Origin of the sequence: Helicobacter salomonis, assembly GCF_017979425.1 — a bacterium.
Classification (GTDB): domain Bacteria; phylum Campylobacterota; class Campylobacteria; order Campylobacterales; family Helicobacteraceae; genus Helicobacter; species Helicobacter salomonis.
The window spans coordinates 67,332-85,774 of the sequence record NZ_JAERIS010000003.1 but is presented as its reverse complement, the minus strand read 5'-3'; the positions used below and the strand labels follow the sequence as shown (position 1 = coordinate 85,774).

Annotated in this window: 21 protein-coding genes; 8 read left to right on the top strand and 13 right to left on the bottom strand. The window is 45.5% G+C overall.

Features of this window, described 5'->3' with window-relative positions; translation table 11 throughout:
• Positions 1-286: 286 nt before the first annotated feature.
• Positions 287-505, top strand: a complete 219-nt coding sequence (locus KCO92_RS01435; protein ID WP_104695899.1) for an HP1242/YdcH family protein — start codon at positions 287-289, stop codon at positions 503-505.
• A 33-nt stretch (positions 506-538) separates the two neighbouring features.
• Here KCO92_RS01435 and KCO92_RS01430 read toward each other — a convergent pair whose 3' ends face one another.
• The 4 genes from KCO92_RS01430 to rplM are packed head-to-tail and all read right to left on the bottom strand — an operon-like array spanning position 539 to position 3,627.
• Positions 539-1,384 carry a J domain-containing protein gene (locus KCO92_RS01430; protein ID WP_104695898.1) on the bottom strand — a complete coding sequence of 282 codons (846 nt, stop codon included), beginning with the start codon at positions 1,382-1,384 and terminating at the stop codon, positions 539-541.
• 23 nt (positions 1,385-1,407) lie between these two features.
• On the bottom strand, positions 1,408-2,775 hold the full coding sequence (locus KCO92_RS01425) for an MATE family efflux transporter (RefSeq protein ID WP_104695897.1): 1,368 nt from the start codon (positions 2,773-2,775) through the stop codon (positions 1,408-1,410).
• A gap of 34 nt (positions 2,776-2,809) precedes the next feature.
• Positions 2,810-3,199 carry a 30S ribosomal protein S9 gene (gene rpsI, locus KCO92_RS01420; protein ID WP_104695896.1) on the bottom strand — a complete coding sequence of 130 codons (390 nt, stop codon included), beginning with the start codon at positions 3,197-3,199 and terminating at the stop codon, positions 2,810-2,812.
• Complete coding sequence (gene rplM / locus KCO92_RS01415; RefSeq protein WP_104695895.1) at positions 3,196-3,627, bottom strand: 50S ribosomal protein L13; 432 nt, start codon at positions 3,625-3,627, stop codon at positions 3,196-3,198. The genes rpsI and rplM overlap by 4 nt, the downstream gene beginning before the upstream one ends.
• 195 nt (positions 3,628-3,822) lie before the next feature.
• On the opposite strand from rplM, the gene KCO92_RS01410 reads away from it, so the two are divergent.
• Positions 3,823-4,194 (top strand): hypothetical protein, encoded by a 372-nt coding sequence (locus KCO92_RS01410; RefSeq protein WP_104695894.1) that lies wholly within the window; start codon positions 3,823-3,825, stop codon positions 4,192-4,194.
• Here KCO92_RS01410 and mnmA read toward each other — a convergent pair.
• From mnmA to galE, 5 genes are all read right to left on the bottom strand, one after another.
• A complete protein-coding gene (gene mnmA / locus KCO92_RS01405; RefSeq protein WP_104695893.1) occupies positions 4,191-5,234 on the bottom strand; it encodes a tRNA 2-thiouridine(34) synthase MnmA in 1,044 nt (347 codons plus the stop codon). The genes KCO92_RS01410 and mnmA overlap by 4 nt on opposite strands.
• Positions 5,235-5,770: 536 nt before the next feature.
• Positions 5,771-6,052, bottom strand: coding sequence for a YkgJ family cysteine cluster protein (locus KCO92_RS01400; RefSeq protein WP_104695891.1), 282 nt, complete (start codon positions 6,050-6,052; stop codon positions 5,771-5,773).
• Between the two features lie 2 nt (positions 6,053-6,054).
• On the bottom strand, positions 6,055-6,468 hold the full coding sequence (locus KCO92_RS01395) for a hypothetical protein (protein ID WP_104695890.1): 414 nt from the start codon (positions 6,466-6,468) through the stop codon (positions 6,055-6,057).
• 207 nt (positions 6,469-6,675) lie between these two features.
• The gene (gene traF, locus KCO92_RS01390; RefSeq protein WP_104695889.1) at positions 6,676-8,082 is read right to left on the bottom strand and encodes a conjugal transfer protein TraF; all 1,407 of its coding nucleotides are present in this window, start codon (positions 8,080-8,082) and stop codon (positions 6,676-6,678) included.
• A gap of 94 nt (positions 8,083-8,176) precedes the next feature.
• Positions 8,177-9,214, bottom strand: a complete 1,038-nt coding sequence (gene galE, locus KCO92_RS01385) for a UDP-glucose 4-epimerase GalE (RefSeq protein ID WP_104695888.1) — start codon at positions 9,212-9,214, stop codon at positions 8,177-8,179.
• Positions 9,215-9,283: 69 nt separating this feature from the next.
• Here galE and KCO92_RS01380 point away from each other — a divergent pair, with 69 nt between their 5' ends.
• Complete coding sequence (locus tag KCO92_RS01380) at positions 9,284-9,826, top strand: acyl-CoA thioesterase (RefSeq protein ID WP_104695887.1); 543 nt, start codon at positions 9,284-9,286, stop codon at positions 9,824-9,826.
• Here KCO92_RS01380 and pdxA read toward each other — a convergent pair.
• Genes pdxA through KCO92_RS01365 form a run of 3 tightly spaced genes read right to left on the bottom strand, consistent with a single transcriptional unit; the run spans position 9,823 to position 12,474 of the window.
• Positions 9,823-10,743, bottom strand: a complete 921-nt coding sequence (gene pdxA, locus KCO92_RS01375) for a 4-hydroxythreonine-4-phosphate dehydrogenase (RefSeq protein ID WP_104695886.1) — start codon at positions 10,741-10,743, stop codon at positions 9,823-9,825. The genes KCO92_RS01380 and pdxA overlap by 4 nt on opposite strands.
• Positions 10,733-11,512, bottom strand: coding sequence for a pyridoxine 5'-phosphate synthase (locus KCO92_RS01370; protein WP_104695885.1), 780 nt, complete (start codon positions 11,510-11,512; stop codon positions 10,733-10,735). The genes pdxA and KCO92_RS01370 overlap by 11 nt, the downstream gene beginning before the upstream one ends.
• The gene (locus KCO92_RS01365) at positions 11,503-12,474 is read right to left on the bottom strand and encodes a glycosyltransferase family 4 protein (protein ID WP_199766190.1); all 972 of its coding nucleotides are present in this window, start codon (positions 12,472-12,474) and stop codon (positions 11,503-11,505) included. The genes KCO92_RS01370 and KCO92_RS01365 overlap by 10 nt, the downstream gene beginning before the upstream one ends.
• Positions 12,475-12,512: 38 nt before the next feature.
• On the opposite strand from KCO92_RS01365, the gene KCO92_RS01360 reads away from it, so the two are divergent.
• The 5 genes from KCO92_RS01360 (at position 12,513) to KCO92_RS01340 (ending at position 17,461) form a co-directional block, all read left to right on the top strand.
• Entirely contained in the window at positions 12,513-13,103 is a 591-nt protein-coding gene (locus KCO92_RS01360) for a phosphatase PAP2 family protein (protein WP_104695909.1), read from the top strand.
• A 157-nt stretch (positions 13,104-13,260) separates the two neighbouring features.
• Positions 13,261-14,874, top strand: coding sequence for a methyl-accepting chemotaxis protein (locus tag KCO92_RS01355; RefSeq protein WP_247598891.1), 1,614 nt, complete (start codon positions 13,261-13,263; stop codon positions 14,872-14,874).
• Between the two features lie 71 nt (positions 14,875-14,945).
• Complete coding sequence (locus KCO92_RS01350) at positions 14,946-15,743, top strand: UPF0323 family lipoprotein (RefSeq protein ID WP_104695883.1); 798 nt, start codon at positions 14,946-14,948, stop codon at positions 15,741-15,743.
• A gap of 9 nt (positions 15,744-15,752) precedes the next feature.
• Positions 15,753-16,925 (top strand): glutathionylspermidine synthase family protein, encoded by a 1,173-nt coding sequence (locus KCO92_RS01345; RefSeq protein ID WP_104695882.1) that lies wholly within the window; start codon positions 15,753-15,755, stop codon positions 16,923-16,925.
• Between the two features lie 5 nt (positions 16,926-16,930).
• Complete coding sequence (locus tag KCO92_RS01340) at positions 16,931-17,461, top strand: PepSY domain-containing protein (RefSeq protein WP_233710491.1); 531 nt, start codon at positions 16,931-16,933, stop codon at positions 17,459-17,461.
• Here KCO92_RS01340 and corA read toward each other — a convergent pair.
• On the bottom strand, positions 17,458-18,411 hold the full coding sequence (gene corA / locus KCO92_RS01335; protein ID WP_104695907.1) for a magnesium/cobalt transporter CorA: 954 nt from the start codon (positions 18,409-18,411) through the stop codon (positions 17,458-17,460). The genes KCO92_RS01340 and corA overlap by 4 nt on opposite strands.
• Positions 18,412-18,443 lie beyond the last annotated feature (32 nt).

The following is an 18,443-nucleotide window of genomic DNA, read 5'->3' as shown; positions in this document are numbered from 1 at the left end:
TGCGCTTGTTTGAAGCTTTTTAAAGGCTTTAACTTTGGCAAAACGCAATTATAGGGTAGAAAAGCTTAAGGGGGGCTTAAGTTGTAGAATTTTAAACGAGTTATAAAAGGTTTTTAAAGACCGGATGTTATAACCAAAGAGGAGACCGCTAGCTAGGTATGGCCTAGACTCTTGAGCAGGACATACAAGGCATACGACTTATAAACGCCTTTGAAAGCTCTTTTTTAAGCCATTCATCGTTTGTATTGTATTATAATGCTTCTATCAAGTTCATAAAGGATAGCGCATGTTCCACGAGTACAGAGATGAGATCAAGGCCTTAAAAAATAAGAATCCACACTTTAATAAGATTTTTGAGGAACACAATGCGCTAGATGATGAGATTTCTACCTTGGAGACGCATAACGCAGAAGATCTTAAGGTGTCTGCTCTCAAAAAGAAGAAGTTGCGCCTTAAAGATGAAATCTTCCATATGATTCAGGAGTACAGAGCGGGGATGATTTAAACAAAAGTCCATCCGTCTTCAGTGAACGGGTGTTTAAAGGTCTTTCAACACGCTGTAGGCTTCTGTAACCTCTAGGAAGCGTTGCTTGTAGATCCCCTCGCTATAGGGGGATAAGGCGCACGTATCGGGGTGGTAGAGTTTGGCGAGTTCCAAATAGCGGTGTTTGATTTCCTCCTTGGAGTGCATTACTCCCAATCCCAGGGTACGCAGGGCTTTGAGAATGATCTCCTCTTGTCTAGTGAGGTAGAGGGTTTGTGTGGGGTAGATGAACTGGATGTAGGCATACCTAAAGTGCGGGTTGTTTAGAGCCATTAGAACGGGCAGTGCGTCCAAATGCGCATGGGTTTCGTGCAAAAAACCCTTTTTGTTGCTCTTATCCTTGAAAGGTGTTTCTAGCATAATGTAAGGTTTGAAAGTTTCGTGGAGAAACTCGCGTGCTAGGAAATTCGTGTAGTAAAAAATCATCCGAGAGTGTAGGTAAATAGCGTGGATTTCTATCTTGTGTACCAAAGCTAACACAGGTTCATAAGGTGCATGCGTATGCGTACTCTCCTTAAACACCACGGGCAGGTGGGCGCAATCCAAAATTTGCTGTAAAAAACGCTCGAAAGTATTTTGGTTATAGAAGGGGTGTAGAGCGTATTTGGCATAGAAAAGGCGATTGAGTAGATATGTCTTTTTTAGACTCTCTTGCTCAAACAAAATCAGGGTGTGCTTGAATTTAACATGCTCGCTAAAATGCTTTTTAATGTAGAGTGTGGTTTTGTGGTAAAGGTGGGGTTCTAGGCAGACCTCTATGAATTGCTCAGAAAACCCTATCTCTCGCGCACAAGACAAAAGGGGCGCGCTTTTCTTAGGGATTTTGGTCTTGATCTGCATGCTACATTATCACACATTTTTTCTTAAGCTAAATCCTTCAGAGCAGCCACACGCTCAAAAGTTCCTCGTCTAATCTCATAGCGCACCACAAAGGCTACCACGATTAATGCCAAAAACTGAGAGATGGGGAAGGCGATCCAAACGCCTTCTAAACCGTAAAAATGCGCCAACACAGGCAATAAGGGCACAATGAAAATCACCGTCTCGCAGATTGTGATTAAAAAGGAAGTCCTGGTGCGTTGGATAGACTGGAAAAACACGGCGCAGAGCAGATTTAAGCCCAAGAAGATGTGCCCCGTGTAGTATACATTCATCGCGTGCTTGCTCTCTGCTAGAAAATGTGGGTCGTCCACCAAGTGTTCTTTGTCCATGTAGAGGGTGATCAAATGGCTATCTAAAAAGTAAAACAGGACATACAGCCCTATACCCACACACAGAGAAGCCTTCAGTCCAAATATAAACACAGCCTTGACTTTGTCCAGGTCCTGTGCGCCATAGCTAAAACTTGCAATGGGCTGGATACCTTGAGCAATAGAGAGCAAGGTTGTCCAGAAAACTATGCCATTGTACATGACAATGGCATAGATGGAAACCCCTCTCTCCCCGACCGTGTTCATAATAGTCCAATTAAATAGGAGCATCACTATTCCCGCGCTAAGCTCAGAAACACTTTGAGGCAACCCACTCTTAGCTGAAGAAATGATACTCGCCCAGTTAAAACGGCGCACGAAGTAGAGTTGTCCTTTTTTGCGTAAAAAGTGGCTCATAAGCACACAGAAACCCATCGCATGGCCTAAAACCGTAGCGATTGCACTTCCGTGAATGCCAATTTCCAATGTAAATAGCAAGAAATAATTGAGAGCTACATTGGTAAGCGAACCCACGAGCATGGCCACCATCGCCAAAATAGGACGCTTGTCATTGACCACAAAAACATCAGCCAAGGGATGCAAAACCATAAAGATTGCCCCCATCAAGATCACCTTGATGTAGATAGAAACCATGGGCAAGATGGTCTCATTACTGCCCAATATCCTAGCGATTTCATCGGTAAAAGGGACACAGGCCCAACTAATGCAAGTGATGCTAAGAGCCACAAAATAGAAAATCGAACTAAACACTAATCTAGCGCGCTCGGGTTCATCCTTGCCCAAAAAGTAAGACGCAATAGACGCTGCACCAAATCCAAAGAGCAACTCAAAGGCGATTAAGGTGGGAAAAATTGGCCAACACACTCCGATGGCCGCGATTGCCTCCTTGCCCAACTTATTGCCTACAAACATCCCATCAATCATAGAATAAGTAGAGAGGGAGATCATAGAAAAGGCAAGAGGGATGAAGTAATAAAAGAAGAGCTTGGGGATGGAATCCTTCTTTAAATCAACAGTCACGAGAATGACCTCCCCAAGAGAATAAGGCGTAAGCCTAGCGTTTGGAGAACTGAGGGCTACGGCGCGCTTTGCGTTTGCCGTATTTCTTGCGCTCCACTACTCTGGAGTCGCGTGTGAGTAAACCCTTGGGCTTAAGCACAGCCCTAAAGGCGACATCGTAGAGATTGAGCGCTTTGGAAATTCCATGTCTTAGGGCCTCTGCCTGTGCGCTGTATCCGCCCCCAAAAACCACTGCTTTGATGTTCACCAGCCCTTCTTGCTTGGTGAGTACCAAGGGCTGCATCACTTTCATTTTGATAGATTCATGCCCACCCAACCAGGCATTTAGATCCATGCCATTCACATCTAGCAGTCCATTGCCATGGCTTAACCAAACTTTTGCAATCGCACTTTTGCGCTTGCCTGTGGCGTAGATTTTATTCATCTAGCTTCCTTTTTAGCCACTTGGGCAGTATGAGGGTGTTTTTCATCTCGATAAACCTTTAATTTCTTGATCATGGCACGCCCTAGTTTGTTTTTGGGTAACATACCTCGCACAGCTAAGTAAAAGAGTTTCTCTGGGTGTTTAGCAAGCATTTCCTGTAGATTCTTGCTCTTGGTGCTTCCAAAGTAACCTGAATGTGTAAAATATTGCTTGTCCTCTAATTTCATTCCTGAGAACTTAACTTGACTCGCATTGACCACCACAACATAATCTCCACAATCCACATGGGGAGTGTAATAGGGGCGGTGCTTCCCGCGCAACAAGGTTGCGGCTTGAGTAATGAGTCGTCCGAAAATCTGTCCCTTAGCGTCTAAGACAACCCAGTCGCGTCGAAATTCTGAGGCTTTTATAGATTGAGTGAGTTGCATCGTAATCCTTTGCATTTTCAAAACTGCCATTCTAGTATTTTAAAACTTAGAAATTTCTAAAATTAAGCGGTTCTAAAGCCAATAGAATCCAATAAATGTTGACAGCGACAGAGTTTAAAGGGGGAGATTGATTGGTTAGCACAGACTTAAGTCTTGCTATGCTAGCATGAATGTATATGGCTGTGAGAGGTCGGTATGGGGGTCATTAGGTCGCTAGCATTCGTACTAGCTCTCTTGGGCTATGCCAATGCGTATGTCTTAGAGGGCTTTGGGTCTTCTGTGTCAATAGGTTTTTATCGTTTGCCACCTGGCGCGCTGAAAGGCGTATCCCATAGCAGGAAAACGAGTTTATTAGATATCATGTTAGGTGCGCGCATCTCAGATGAGGTTGCGCCTATTTTAGACCACATGACAACCTACGAAGCCCGTTCTGTGCACCTAAGGCAGTACGAAGGTTTTATCAACAAATGCCAAAAGCATGTGCAAATCGAACTACCCCAAATGGGTAGCCATGTCAATGCCTCTAGCACGGGGCCCTACCATGTTAACTTCCACTGGAAGTTTTAAGAAGCGTAGCTTTTGGTGATCACACCTCCACCCAAAACGCGGTCTTGATCGTAGATCACCAACGCTTGCCCTAAAGCCACACCATAAACGGGGCTTTCAAAACGTGCACGAATTATATCGTTCTCTAAGCTGATATGTGCACTGGTAGGCGTACTCCTATAACGTACCTTGACCAAATATGCACCCTCTTTAAAATTAGCGGGCAGGGATTTATTATGCGCCTCTAGGGTCGAGATCGCCAGCGCCTCTTTATTCCCCACAATGATCTCATTCTTGGACGCGTCTATACCCACCACAAAATGGGGTTCATGTGCCCCTTTAATAAAAAAGCCCTTGCGTTTGCCAATGGTGTAGTGCATATAACCCCTGTGCGTGCCCACCACCTCTCCCTTGAGGTTGCGCACCAAGCCTTCTTGATCCACTTGCACATGTTTTTTAAGCGTGTCAATGTAGTTAGTTTCCACAAAGCAAATTTCCTGGGATTCCCTATAAGTTTGCAAGCTCCCCAAAAAGGGCATCTTTTCTAAGGCTAAAGGTTTAATTTCACTTTTAAGCAAATCCCCCAAAGGAAAGAGAAGGCGATCGATGGCTCTTTGAGGCAGGGCGTAGAGAAAATAGCTTTGATCCTTGCTCACATCCCTAGCTTCTCTAATGCGCCATACGCCATGCACCTCTTCTAAGCGTGCATAATGCCCTGTGGCAATTTTTTCACAACCTTTTTGCAGCGCAAACTCCAGCCCTAGCCCAAATTTCATCAAAGGATTGCACAGTGCGCATGGGTTGGGAGTTTGCCCTTGCTCATAAGCCTGCACGAAAGCATCGTAAACGCCCTTCTTAAATTCGGCTTGTAAATCCACCACCTCAAAGGGAATGTTCAAAAACTTTGCCACCTCTTGGCAATTTTTGATATACACTGCGTGCTTTTCCTCTTTGGCATGCAACTTGAGATACAGACCCAACAATTCGTACCCGGCTTGTTGCAACAAATACGCGCTATAAGAGCTGTCCACCCCTCCGCTCATCAAAACGGCAACTTTCATTTAGGTTCTCTTAAGTTAGATGGCAAAACCTAGTGTGTTTTTCCTAAGATTTTACTTAAACTACCATTGCAGAACAAGCATCCCCTTATCTCCAAAATTCTTCTCTAAATCCTCTCTAGGCGTTTGACCAAGTAAACTTTCGTGGGCACGCTTGGGGGGATTGTATTCTGTTGCTTGTCATAGGGGGTGAGCATGATCTTCAAACGCCCATCGGTCTTTCACGCTCACCATAGCGGTCATGCCACTATGGATTTAACTCTGCTTTTATTGTAAAACGATCATCTCTTTGCTGCCAAAAGCACTTTGGGTTTTGGAATCCAAATCTTGTCCCTCAATGCCTTGCGCATGGCGGCTTTGATCCACAAGGGTGCGGGTTTTTTGGTTTTGACATACTCTCCCATAACTAAAGTTAGGGGATTCTAACTTTAGTGGAGATCGCGGCTTCAAGCAGGACAGCTCCGTTTGGAGTCTTACACTCCCTATTCCAAAGGTTGATGCCCCAACCCCAAGGGTATTACCCCTTGATTGCACAAATATTAGCACAGCCATGCTGGTGCTAGCCAACTATCCCCATAGCTAAAGCTAGGGGCTTTACGGCGTGGCTGGTAAAATTCCTCTAGGCTGTAGTGTTTGTAAAATACCTTCTCATACATGGTGTCTACCCTGCAAATTTGGGGGCGGTCGTCATAAATACGGCATTGCTGAGTCTGTGGGTCTAAGTGGCGGCATACGCCATTACCTAAATCCAAATGGGCGAGCTCCTTAACCCCACCGATATTGCGACAACACGTCCCGCAAATAGTGCAAGGAAAGCCCATGTTCACAGCCGGATTAGATTCTTACCTTGATCGGTGAGCACAAGCATGGCTTTTGTCCAATCCGCATAAATGTTTGCAAGCTTGGATTCTAGTCCAAATGTTTCGATCATAGTGTCTAAGACTTCCTTTTCCCCCTCATGCAGGGCTTCCAAATGCGTCAAGCGATCGGCCATAGCTAGCGCCATGGTTTCTAACAACACAATCTTTTGGTGCTCTTTTTGTTTGAAAACCTCTAGGGTTTTCTTAAGATTGAAAGTATTAGTATCATAGTGAACATCTTCAATCTGCATCTCTAAGCAATAAGTAGAGATTACCTCCTTTTGTGCGTCTGAAAAATCGTGGTTACTCCATGCGACATGGTGTGCGATCTGCAAAAAACGCTTTCTTTCCTCCGTGTTTAATGCACCCAAGAACATGAAAGCTCCTTGATAGAAATAAGGCGCTATTCTACCCCTATCATCCCTCCAGTTGTCAAGAAAATGCGCCTAAAATGAGAGATGAAAATTAAAAAGTAGAAATTAGCAAAAAGAAAAGCAAAAGGATCGTTAAAGAGGGGGTGAGAGTTCGAACTGGGAGCTAGAGGGCAACCCTCCCTAGAGGAAAGAGTCTTGCAAGAACGGCGCTTACCACTCCCAGCCTCCGCCTAGTTTTATAGCTAGGTAGTTGGGGATTTTAATCCCATTAAAGGCAGTGGTCTGTAACCCAGATTGCACAGAGATATCCAAAACTTTAAAGAAGCGCATACCCCCGGTGAGAATGATGCCCTGATGCAATCCATTTGGAGCAATGTTGCCCATCGCCCCAAACTTGACTGCTAGCCACTTCAGATGCGTCATTATCCCCCCACCCATCATGCGGCTGTACTTTTCTAACATCAGAGTTTTGTTAGAGGTGAGGTCTACATCCCATGCTAGACTTAACCATTTCCAACGATACCCCAAACCCATGCGCACCTGCGGATCAATGCGCAGACTATACCCGTCGTTGTAGCGGATTTTAGGTGCGTTGAGATACTTGCCTACAAAGCCCACGCTGAAGCCATAGACGCGGTAAGCCAATCCCAAATCCAAGCCAAAATGGCTTTGGCGCACCAAGCTATTATTATCAAAGGAAAGTATGTCTTTATGGCTAATGCTGTTGATAAAACCATTTAGAGGGCCACGCATAGAAAACCCATAACTCACACTATAGATATACTTAAAAGTTACGCCAGCAGAAAGTTTGCCAAATTTCTTAAAGTCAAAACCTTTGGCGTAGCCCACAGGTAAACTTCCTAAAACTAGTGCCCTCACTCCAGCAGCAGTGGTAGCTTGGGGCGACAACATAGAAGTATTGTTAAAGGCGGCTTGCGAGCTTCTTGTGAATGTGAGGCTATTGGAAGATGCATCTATTTTAACATAGCCATAGGGCATACCAAACTGACCAGTATCGACAATTGCTTGGTTGTAACGCGGGTTTAGCACCGCGCTAGCCCCTGCAAATGCGCTGGCAAACAAAGCCACCCCAAAAGTCCCAATCCCACCTTTAACACTCTTGATTTTTGGGTGAATTTGTAGCACCAAACCATTTTGAGAGCGTAGAGAAAGTCCATTGAGTTTGAGCAAATTACTCACAGAGTTGACTAGCTCGATGGCATTACGCGCGGCCGGGCTAGAATTTCCAGAAATGGTAAGACTACCCCCCGGGGACACATGCGGAAGTTGCCCTCTTTGCGCATCGATGAGGTCTTTCAAGCCTAAGCTATCCAGGTTTTGCACAGAAGTGTCTTGGGAAATTTGCAAGGCTTTGGAGGCAAGGGGGAGAATGTTTTTAGAGCTCAAACCCACTCCGAAGCTATACCCAAATTTGGTGCGATCGTCTATATCTAAGAGTGCGGGGTTATAGTAAAGTCCCCATGTAGAGTCCTCCAGCGCAACCCCAGCTCCCCCCATTGCAAAGCTGGTATTCCCCATACCTCCAAATTCTAAAGCCCCCAGGCTATTACAGATTAAGGCACACAGACCTACTGCTTGCATTGATTTGCCAAACATTTAGAATCCCTACAATGATTTGCATGCATTAAAGCATAAAGTCGCTCAGGGGATACTTAAAACAAGTTGGTTCTCGTATCTTAAGAACCTTATTTTAGATTCGCTGTGCTCCTAAATACTTTTCCCATTCATAAGCACTTTTGACAATGGTGTCCAAGCTATCAAAAGCGGGTTTGAAATTGGTGTGGTTTAAAATCTTGCGGTTATCGGCTACTAGACAACTTGGATCACCTGCACGCCGTGCCTGGAGTTCAACTTGAAAATCTACTCCTGAAACTTCTTTTACTTTTGCAATCACTTCGCGCACGCTGTAGCCGCGCCCATAACCCACATTGTAAATCGCGCTTTTGGAGGTGTTTAGAAGGGTTTCAAATGCGTTTAAATGCGCTGAGGCGAGATCGTCGATGTGGATGTAATCTCGAATGCAAGTGCCATCTGGAGTGGGGTAATCTGTGCCAAAAATCCCCATAGAGGGGCGTTTAAAGGTGGCGCATTCGCAGGCGATCTTGATGAGATGGGTGGCGTTTAGAGTGCGTTGCCCTAAGCCAAAAGGGGTGGTGTAGTCATTAAAATGAGTCGCCCCAGCCACATTAAAATAACGCAGGATTGCACAGGAAAAGGGCGCAGTGCTAGCGGTGTCCAACAAAATGCGCTCACTCATCATCTTAGAAGCTCCGTAAGGATTAATTGGATTTAGGGGGGTCTGTTCGTTGATGGCATGTTCACTCTGTTCATAAACTGCCGCAGTAGAGGAAAAGAGAAAATGCTTAATGCCATGCTGCACGCAGAGTTTGGCAAGTTGCAAAGTGTTGAGGGTGTTATTTTCATAGTAGGCCAAAGGTAAGCGCGTAGATTCTTCCACTAAGAGTTTAGCCGCAAAGTGCAAAACACCTTTAATGATTTGCCCTTGGTCGCGCTTGTGCTGCAACAAGGTATTTAGAGCTTTGGTGTCGTATAAGTCAAGTTTGATAAATTCCACGCGCTTTGGGTAGTAGTGTTTGAGAGTCTGGGCATGAATCTCAAAACCCGTGCTGAGGTTATCTATAATGAGGATGTGGTGATCTGTGCGCTCCAAAAACCAACGGGCGACACTCGCTCCAATGTAACCGCAAGCCCCTGTAAACACTAACATGCAAAGACCTTTTTAGATGAATGTTATCCAAATTTGGTTAAATTAGGGGCATTTGTGCAAGGAGTTTTAATGAGTGAACGAGAGCAGTTATTGGCAGATACAACAGCCAGTATAGGCGATCCTAGACAACTCACCATGTCGTTCTTGGTAACGCCTACGATGGTCAATTTCAACAATGTCATGCACGGAGGTGAGTTACTCAATCTCCTGGATAAAGTCGCCTATGTGTGTTCCACGCGTTATTGTGGCTATGGGACGGTAACTTTGAGTGTGGATCGTGTACTCTTCAAACACCCCATTCCCATTGGCACCTTGGTAACTTTTTATGCCAGCATCAATTATGTAGGCACGAAGAGTTGCGAGGTAGGGATCAAGGTAATTTGTGAGGACTTTAAGGCAAGAACAGCCATTCATACCAACAGTTGTTATTTTACGATGGTGGCTCTCAAGGATGGCAAAACCATGCCCATGCCTCCTTTTGTTCCTCAAACGGAAAAAGAAAAGGAACGCCACGAGAGGGCGATTCGCCGCCGAGAGATGCTCAAACGCACGCAAAAGTCCGCGCTCAAGGAAGAGCAGGAACGCCTAACACAAGCCCAACAGAGTAGCTAGGCTAGTAGGTAGCTGATCGCGTTGCAATAGCTCTTGGTGTTTGCCTTGTTTTGATAGGCGATATCAAAGGCGCACCCGTGGTCCACGCTGGCGCGCTTGATAGGTAGATTTAAGGAAACATTGACACTCTCTTCGAAATAAAGGGCCTTGAGTGGGGCTAAGCCGACATCGTGGTAAAGCGCGACGAAATGGCGGTGTCGCTCTCTGAAGTGGGGCGCAAACGCGCTATCGGCTGGAATAGGACCTAGAAATTTAGGGGTGTTTAGGGCCATGTTGGCTTGCTCAATCGCTTCTTGTACAATCAAATCCTGTGTGCCAATCGCTCCCCCATCTCCACAATGCGGATCGATTCCTAGGACCGCAATTTGGTTAACTTGGGGTAAAACGCGTCCCAGTGTGCGTAAAAACTCCGTTAAAGGTTTCAATCGTACGCGACCACTCACCGCACTTAAGGGAATGTGATCGCTAAAGAGGGCGACCCATAGATGGAGGCAACCTAGCATCATGATGGCTTCTTGTTTGTAGCGATCCCTTAAAAGCGCGGTGTGTCCAGGTGTATCCACTCCGGCCAGTTGCCACGCCTTTTTGTGAATGGGCAGAGTGCACACCCCTTTCACCTCCTTGGCATCGGCTAAATCTAGGGCGTGCAAAAAGCTAGCGTAGCTATAAAACCCACTTGCTCTGTCTATTTGACTGGGTTTTAGAGCTGGTATGGGGGCATTGATCTCTGTGCATTGCATGCTTTCTAGGGCGGAAGTATAGGCGTGTTTTAAGAGCGCATTGGCCCGTTCTAAAAGTTCTTGGTGGACACAATAAAGAGGTCGACAGATTTGATTAATGTGATGATGAGCTTTAAGCGCGATCTCTGGACCTATTCCATTGACATCGCCAATTGAGATCGCAATTTCAGCGTGCACGCCTGATAACCTCTTGCATGTCTGTAATGGCGCGCGCTAAGCCCACCATGACTGCTCTGGCTATAATTGCATGTCCGATGTTGAGCTCTTGCAAACTCTGTATACGTGCCACCAATCCTGCACTAAAATAATTCAAGCCATGTCCGGCGCACATTTCAAGCCCCATTTTTTTTCCCGCTAAAGCGCTCTGTTCTAGTTCTTGCAGGCTCTGATCGAGCATGCGCTTAAGTGTGGTGTTGTCTTGGGGCAAATCTAAACGGTTTTTATGGCGTTTGAAGTTGGAATAAAGCGTGTTGTAGAGATTGCTAAATTGCCCTGTGTGCAACTCCACTACACGCACCCCTAACTCTAGGGCGCGCTCTAAGTTTTCCAATCCCGGATCAATGAAAAGCGCAACTTCTATGCCATGATCCAAATAGGTTTCAATGACTTGAGGCAGTTGAGGGTGTTCTAAGTTAAGCCCTCCCTCTGTAGTGATTTCTGCGCGTTTTTCAGGCACTAGAGTTACCTTAAAGGGATGGTGGGCGCATAAAATTTTGGTAATCTCAGGGTCGATCGCACATTCTACATTCACGGGCATGGGGGCGTGCTTAATGATGCTTGCCACATCGTCTTCGTGGATATGACGGCGATCTTCTCTCAAGTGCAAAGTGATCAAATCCACGCCTGTATTTTTGGCGACAAAAATTGCCTCCAACACATCGGGCTCGTGGATTTTGCGCGCCTCTCTGAGCGTGGCGATATGATCGATGTTCAAACCTAAGCGCATGGGGATTCCTTATGATAGTTTAATAACCAACGATACAGGGTCAGATAGCCACCCACGAACCCCCCAATCAAGCCCAAAAGCCAATAGGGTTGGTGGCGATAAAAGAAGCTCAGTAACATAAAGGGGAGATTTAAGCCTACCACTACAAGTCCGGTTAGAGCATTAGGATTCAAGAGAGTACTTCGGCGCGACAGCGCTTTAAAAAGCAGAGTGTGTAGGTGAAGAGCATCGGGCATGGTGGCCTTTTGGTTTTGGAGCTTGCGCCTAGCGATAGAAAAAAGCACTTCAGTTACCGGATACACCATTAAAGCCAACCCAAACCACACACTTACCACCTCCCTCAAAGCTAAATCCATCAAACTTGCCCCACACACCAGCCCCAAGAGGTAAGCCCCCCCATCGCCTAAGAAAATATAACCCTTAGGAAAATTGAGCACCAAAAAACCCAACACCCCTAGCAATAGGGCTAAAAGTACGGGGCTGGGCTCAATAGCATATAAAATCCCCAACACCGCCACACTCAAACCCCCAGCTAGCCCATTAAAGCCATCAATGATATTCATCGCATTGATCACGCCTACGAGCATGAAAACACTAAAGGGCAGAGCGATCCAAAAGGGCAAACTGAGCAGGGGACTAAAATCGCGCAAGATGAGCGGGGTGAATATCACCACAACCCCTACGCCCAAACTCTGCAAACACAAGCGCCACTTTGGGCTAAGAGGACGGTTCATGTCCTCTAAAAATCCACTTATGAAAATTAGAATTGCTCCCAACAATATCCAGACACTCCCCCAGCCTCCCCATGTGAAGACGAGAAAAATCCCCAAGCCACCCGCTCTAGGGGTTCTTTGGGTGTGGAAGCCCTGGGGCTTATGGGCATTATCCACAAAAAGTCGGGCGTGCTTAGAGTAAAAAATCACTCCCAACGCGCAACAAAAACTCAATAGGAAAGCAAACATGGGGGCATTATACCCAACAAAATGTTATAATGAAAACTATGCGAAAGATCGTGCATGTGGGTTTGATATTGTTATTTTGTACGCGCTTAGAATGTGCGCCCAGTGCACGAGAAGCCAAGATTTTAGAGGATATTGGGGATGTATTGCGTTTGATGCCCGTCTTTGTAGGAGTGGTGAGCTTGGGCATGCGCGACTATCGAGGGATGGGAGAGCTGGCTTTGGGCAGTTTAGTAACACAGGCGGTAATTTATGGAGTTAAGGACGCTTTTGCAAGTGCCCATGCAAGAGGAGCTAAAGTGCCCTTTGCTAAACGCCCCTGTTGTGATAGCTGGCGAGGGATGCCCAGCGGACATGCAGGGGGAGCGTGGAGCGCGGCTGGGTTTGTATATTACCGCTATGGTTGGAAGCCTGCCTTGCCCGTGATTGCCTTAGCGATGTTGACCGATGCAAGCCGTGTGGTAGCGCGCAAACACACAGTATTGCAGGTGGTGGTGGGGAGCTTAATAGGCTGGGGCTTTGCCTATCTTTTCACTTCTAAGTACCGCCGTAATTGGGAGCTCTATCCCGAAATTGGTGTTGATGAAAAGAAGGGCATGCACTACGGTTTGGCAGTGCACTACAGGTTTTAGGTCTGTCCAGTTGAAGTGATGTGCTCGATTTAATGGTATTGCCATGGAGTTTCTACATGTGTTAGAATTTCATATTTGCTTTTAAGGGGAACGAGTGCGTCTGAGTTTTAAAATCATCCTAAATGTTTTTGTGTCTCTAATCATCATGGGCGTTGCCTTGATTTTAATCATAAATCACAAGCACAGCCAGCTTATGCATAATATCATCAAGGCAACAGAACAGCAGAATATTACTAAAAAAGAAGATAGTCTTAAACATATGTATAGCATCTTAGAATATTCTCTGGTTATTTTCAACCGCACTCAAGATAAACAAATGGCGTTGCAGTCTGCGCTCAGCTTGATCGCTGCCATTAGCAATAGCCCCGATATTTACTACATTGTGGCGGTGGATAAAACCGGCAAAGTGGTTTATGATCCTGTGGTCCCTCATGCGCAAGGCAAAAATGGTTTGGATCTTAGGAGTGCCGATGGAGTTTACTATGTGCGCCGCTTCTTAGAAGTGGCTAAGGCAGGCGGAGGTTATGTGCGCTATGCCATGCCCAAAGTAGCCGGAGGTGTACCAGAGCCTAAGGTGGCTTATGTCCACCACGATCCGCAGGAAGACTTGATCTTTGCGATCACTTCTTACTACAGCGATATCCAGCGAGATTTCAAGATTTTAGAGGACATAGCTACGGTCCAAGAGTCCGATGACTCCAAGATGTTGGTATTATGGAATTTAGGCATCATTGTCACGATTCTCCTATGTTTGGGTTTTCTCATGCGTCTGACAATTTTCACACGCCTCAAAGCCCTGGTGACTAAGGTGGCTACTTTTGCTCATGGAGATAAGGATTTGACGAGCCGCTTTAAGGTGGATAATTCTAAAGATGAGATCGGACAAGCTGGTACTTATATCAACCAATTTGTGGAGAGTATTCACAATGTGATGAAGAAAATCTCTGCGCATAGCATACAAAACCGCGCTCTAGCCGATTCTTTGCACGATATTATTGCGAGGGCTACAGCCACTACAAAAGAAAATATTCAAAAAATTAAAACACTCCACACTGCCTCCCTTAATCTCTCTGAAACCATCCAAACATCCTTGAATGAGGCACAGAACATGGGTGAAAAACTGACCAAAACACAGGACTCTATGCAAACTTCCAATCGTTCCCTCAGTAGCATGTTAGACCACATTTTAGAAACTGCACAGACCGAAGAGGCTCTTGCTCTCCAGATCGAACACTTGAGTAGAAATGCTGATAGTGTGAAAAGTATTCTGCACATCATTAACGACATCGCCGATCAAACCAATTTATTAGCCTTGAATGCAGCGATCGAAGCCGCTCGTGCAGGGGAGCACGGACGCGGTTTTGCAGTAGTGGCCGATGAAGTGCGCAACTTAGCCGCACGCACCCAGAAGAGTTTAGCAGAGATCAACTCTACGATTGGTCTGATTGTCCAAGAGATCAACGATGTGGCGACCCAAATGAACCATAATTCCAGGAAAATCAAGAGTTTAAGTGAGAATAGCTTAGAAGTGCAACAACATTTCCAAAATATGAGTGTAGAAATGGGAGTGATGCTAGAGGACACGCAGGGATTCATCCACCACTATATCCAAACAAGCCAAAGTATCACGACAATGATCGACAATTTGACCGCTATTGAAAATAGCGTTCAGAAATCGGCAAGCAATGCCCAGAAAGTGCTGGGTCTTTCTAATTCCTTACACAAATCTACTGTGGATTTAGATGCCGACATCAAACAATTCAAGATATAAGGCTCTGTTCCTACGATATAACTTAGGCAAAATTATGCTAGCATAAGGGCTTTTAAGAGATAAGGATATAGATGCGCACACCTTTTAGAAAAATTTCAGATTATGCCATCGTGGGGGGGCTTAGTGCGGTGGTGGTAGTGGCTTTGGCAGGCTGTAAAAGCGACGCGCAGGAAAAGCCTACAGAGGAAAAACCCAAAGAAACTAGCCAACAAACTCAACAAGTTAAAAAGGGCGCGTTGGTGATCTTGCAAGAACAGCCTGATAAGAGTTATAAGGTTGCTGAGGAATACCCGAGTGATAAAACCCGGGTTGTGGTGCGTGACATGCAGGGCAAGGAGCGCATGCTTAGTGATGAAGAGGTGCAAAAATTCATCAAAGAAGAGGAGGCAAAAATCGACAATGGCACAAGCCAGCTCACCAAACCTCCTACCGAGGGTGGAGGTTCTGGACTGGGTATCGGGGGGGCAATTTTGGGCAGTGCCGCCGGGGCGATCTTAGGGGCTTATATTGGCAACAAGCTTTTCAATAATCCCAACTACACCCAAAATGCCCAAAGAAATTATAGTTCCCCGCAGGCTTACCAACGCAGCCAGAATAATTTCAGGGGTGCAGGCACTTCCCCTTCTAGTCAAACCCGTAGCGGGTTTTTTGGCTCTTCACAAAGCTCCAGCCCTGCTAATTCCAGCAGCACCTCTACTCCGCGCAGCTCCACTCCCGCGCCTGCCTCTAGCCCCTCTGCTAGCCAGAGCACACATAGTTCTAGCCCCACTGCTACTCCCCAAAGATCGCAGAGTGCACCCAGTGCTGCTCCTTCACAGGGCCGTAGCGGATTTTTTGGCTCCAACCATAATAATGGCGCTGCTTCTTAAAGGAATTCTATGCAAATTAAAACCTTACAGCCTTTAAGCCATCAGGCTTTAGAAGAAATCGGGTTAGATTGGCACACCGATCCCGATCAAAGCCCCTATATTAGCAATGATTTGGTAGAGGTGACCCAAACAGAGGCTAATGCTTATTATGATGCTTGCAATGAGCTTTATGACATGTTTGTAGACACGGCACAGATGGTCATCGAGCAGGAACGCTTTTTTGAGCTGGATATTCCCAATAGCTTGATTCCCATGATCAAACAGAGTTTTGAAGAGGAGGTGCATTGGCATATCTATGGGCGTTTCGATTTAGCTGGGGGGCTAGATGGGCAGCCCATCAAGCTTTTGGAGTTTAATGCAGATACCCCGACTATGCTCTATGAGAGTGCGCTCGTGCAATGGGCCTTGCTCAAACACAATGGCTACAATGAGGACTTGCAGTTTAACAATATCCACGAGGCTTTGAGTCAAAATTTTAAACGCCTTGTAACTTTGAGTGAAGATGTGAGTCAATTTGAGAGCATGTATGAAGGATGGAAAATCCTTTTTTCAAGTATTCGAGGCAATAGTGAGGAAGAACGTAGTGTGCAGTTTTTGCAAGATACTGCACGGAGTGCGGGGTTTGAAACGCATTTTGCTTACATGGACGAGGTACAATTCAACCCCGAAGAGGGGGTCTTTTTTGAGGGAGTGAACTATGAATTTTTGTTTAAGCTCGTGCCATGGGAAAGCATTGCTATTGATGAGCCCGAGCTCGCGCTCCTTATGCAGGACATGATGGCTAATCAAAACACCATCTTTTTAAACCCTGCCTATACACTTTTGTTTCAGAGCAAACGCTTTTTAAAAGTGCTTTGGGAGTGCTATCCTAATCATCCCCTACTTTTAGAAGCTAGTTATGAGCCCTTGAGAAATAAAAAACAAGTGCGTAAAGTCGCTTTTGGGCGTGAGGGAGCAAATGTGCAGATTCTCAACTCCGATCTAGGTATCTTACATGAAACCGGAGGAGTTTATGGTAACCACAAGCCTGTTTATCAAGAATACGCTCCCCTCAACCAAGCAGGAGAATTTTACTACCAACCCAATGTCTTTTTTGCCTACGAAGCATGCGGGCTGGGCTTTCGCAAAGGAGGGCTGATAATGGATAATTACTCGAAATTTGTCAGCCATGTTTTGAGGTGATGCATATGAAGACCATTTACAAGTTCCACGCTTATACGAGCGTGTTTTTCTTACCCTTGGTTTTGTTGTTTGTAATTAGCGGGATAGCTTTCCTTTTAGATTTTGGTTCCAATAGTGGGGCTAAAATCACCAAATGGAGCGTGCCCCTTGTAGCTAAAGAAAAAGAATTAGAATTTCTTTTAGACTTTTTAAAGCAAAAAAACATCGCCCTACCTGCCAAGATCGAACCTAGAAGACGCAAGGGAGCGTTGATTATTGGTACGGCTGGTTATGAAATCAATGTGAATGCTCAGGGGAATCAGAGCGTTATTACAAGCATACATCGTAGTGCGCTAGGGATACTCATGCAAGTGCATAAGGGCAGAGCGGGCAAGCCACTTGTGATCTTTGGGATTATCTTTGGGGTATTCTTGTGTTTGTTCTACCTCAGTGGATTGCTCATGGGCTTTAAGCGCAAGAACACTAAGGGTATTATCAGCGCATTTGTGCTGGGCTTGATCGTGCTAGGAGGGTTGCTCTGGGGTGCGCTCGTCTAGAGCCAGCCTTTCTTTTTAAAATACAAAATGGGTAGAATGGTGGAAACGACCATGGCTACGATTGCAATAGGGTAGCCAAATTCCCAGCGCAACTCGGGCATCACTTCAAAGTTCATTCCGTAGATCGTGCCAATCAGAGTGGGGGGCATCATCGCCATGGTAGCCACGGTAAAGAGTTTGATAATTTTGTTTTGCTCCACATTGACCTGTGAGGTGAAGAGATTTTGGATATTATCCAGGGCATTGAGATTAGCGGTGCTGAATTCCACTAAAGAATTAAAATCCTTGATAATGATGTTAAAGTCTTTTTTGGTTTCATTATCGACCTTATTGCTCTTTAAAAGGGCGGTAATGATGCGTCTTTTATCAAAGAGGGAATCGCGTAATTCCATATTGAATTCTTGTAGGAAAGAGAGCGAAATCAAGGTTTCCTCATGGGTACAAGCTTCTAAATCAAAGACAATTTGCTTGCGTAACACGCTAGTTTCCCGATTGACCTCTTCTAAACAATCCGCTCCCTTTTCAAAGTAGAGCTCTAAAATCTTAGCCAAGATGTCAAAACCATCGTGGAATTTTTTTGGGCTGGCCAGCACACGCCGTTGCACTTCTTGGAAGATGGGGAAATCTCCATGGTATAGGGTAAATAGAATATTGTCAGCAATGAAGTAGGTGATCGCTTCTGTGTGGAAAGCTAGAGGCGAGTCTTTGTAAATAAAATAGGTGTTGATAGTAATTGAAGTGCTATTCTCCCAATACTTGGCAATTGCGCTCTTTTCTGGGTCTTCGTACAGGTCAAAATTGTAGTTCTGTGCCATGCAATGGAGTTCGGCAAAGGTAGGATTGACGATTTCATACCAAAGAATATTTTGCTCTTCCAAGGGAAAGTTTTCAAAGCCTTGAAATGCAAAGACCTCGACGAGTTCATTATTTTTGGCGAAGACATTGATCATGCCCAACTCTCCTGTATCCTGATGGGCACGGC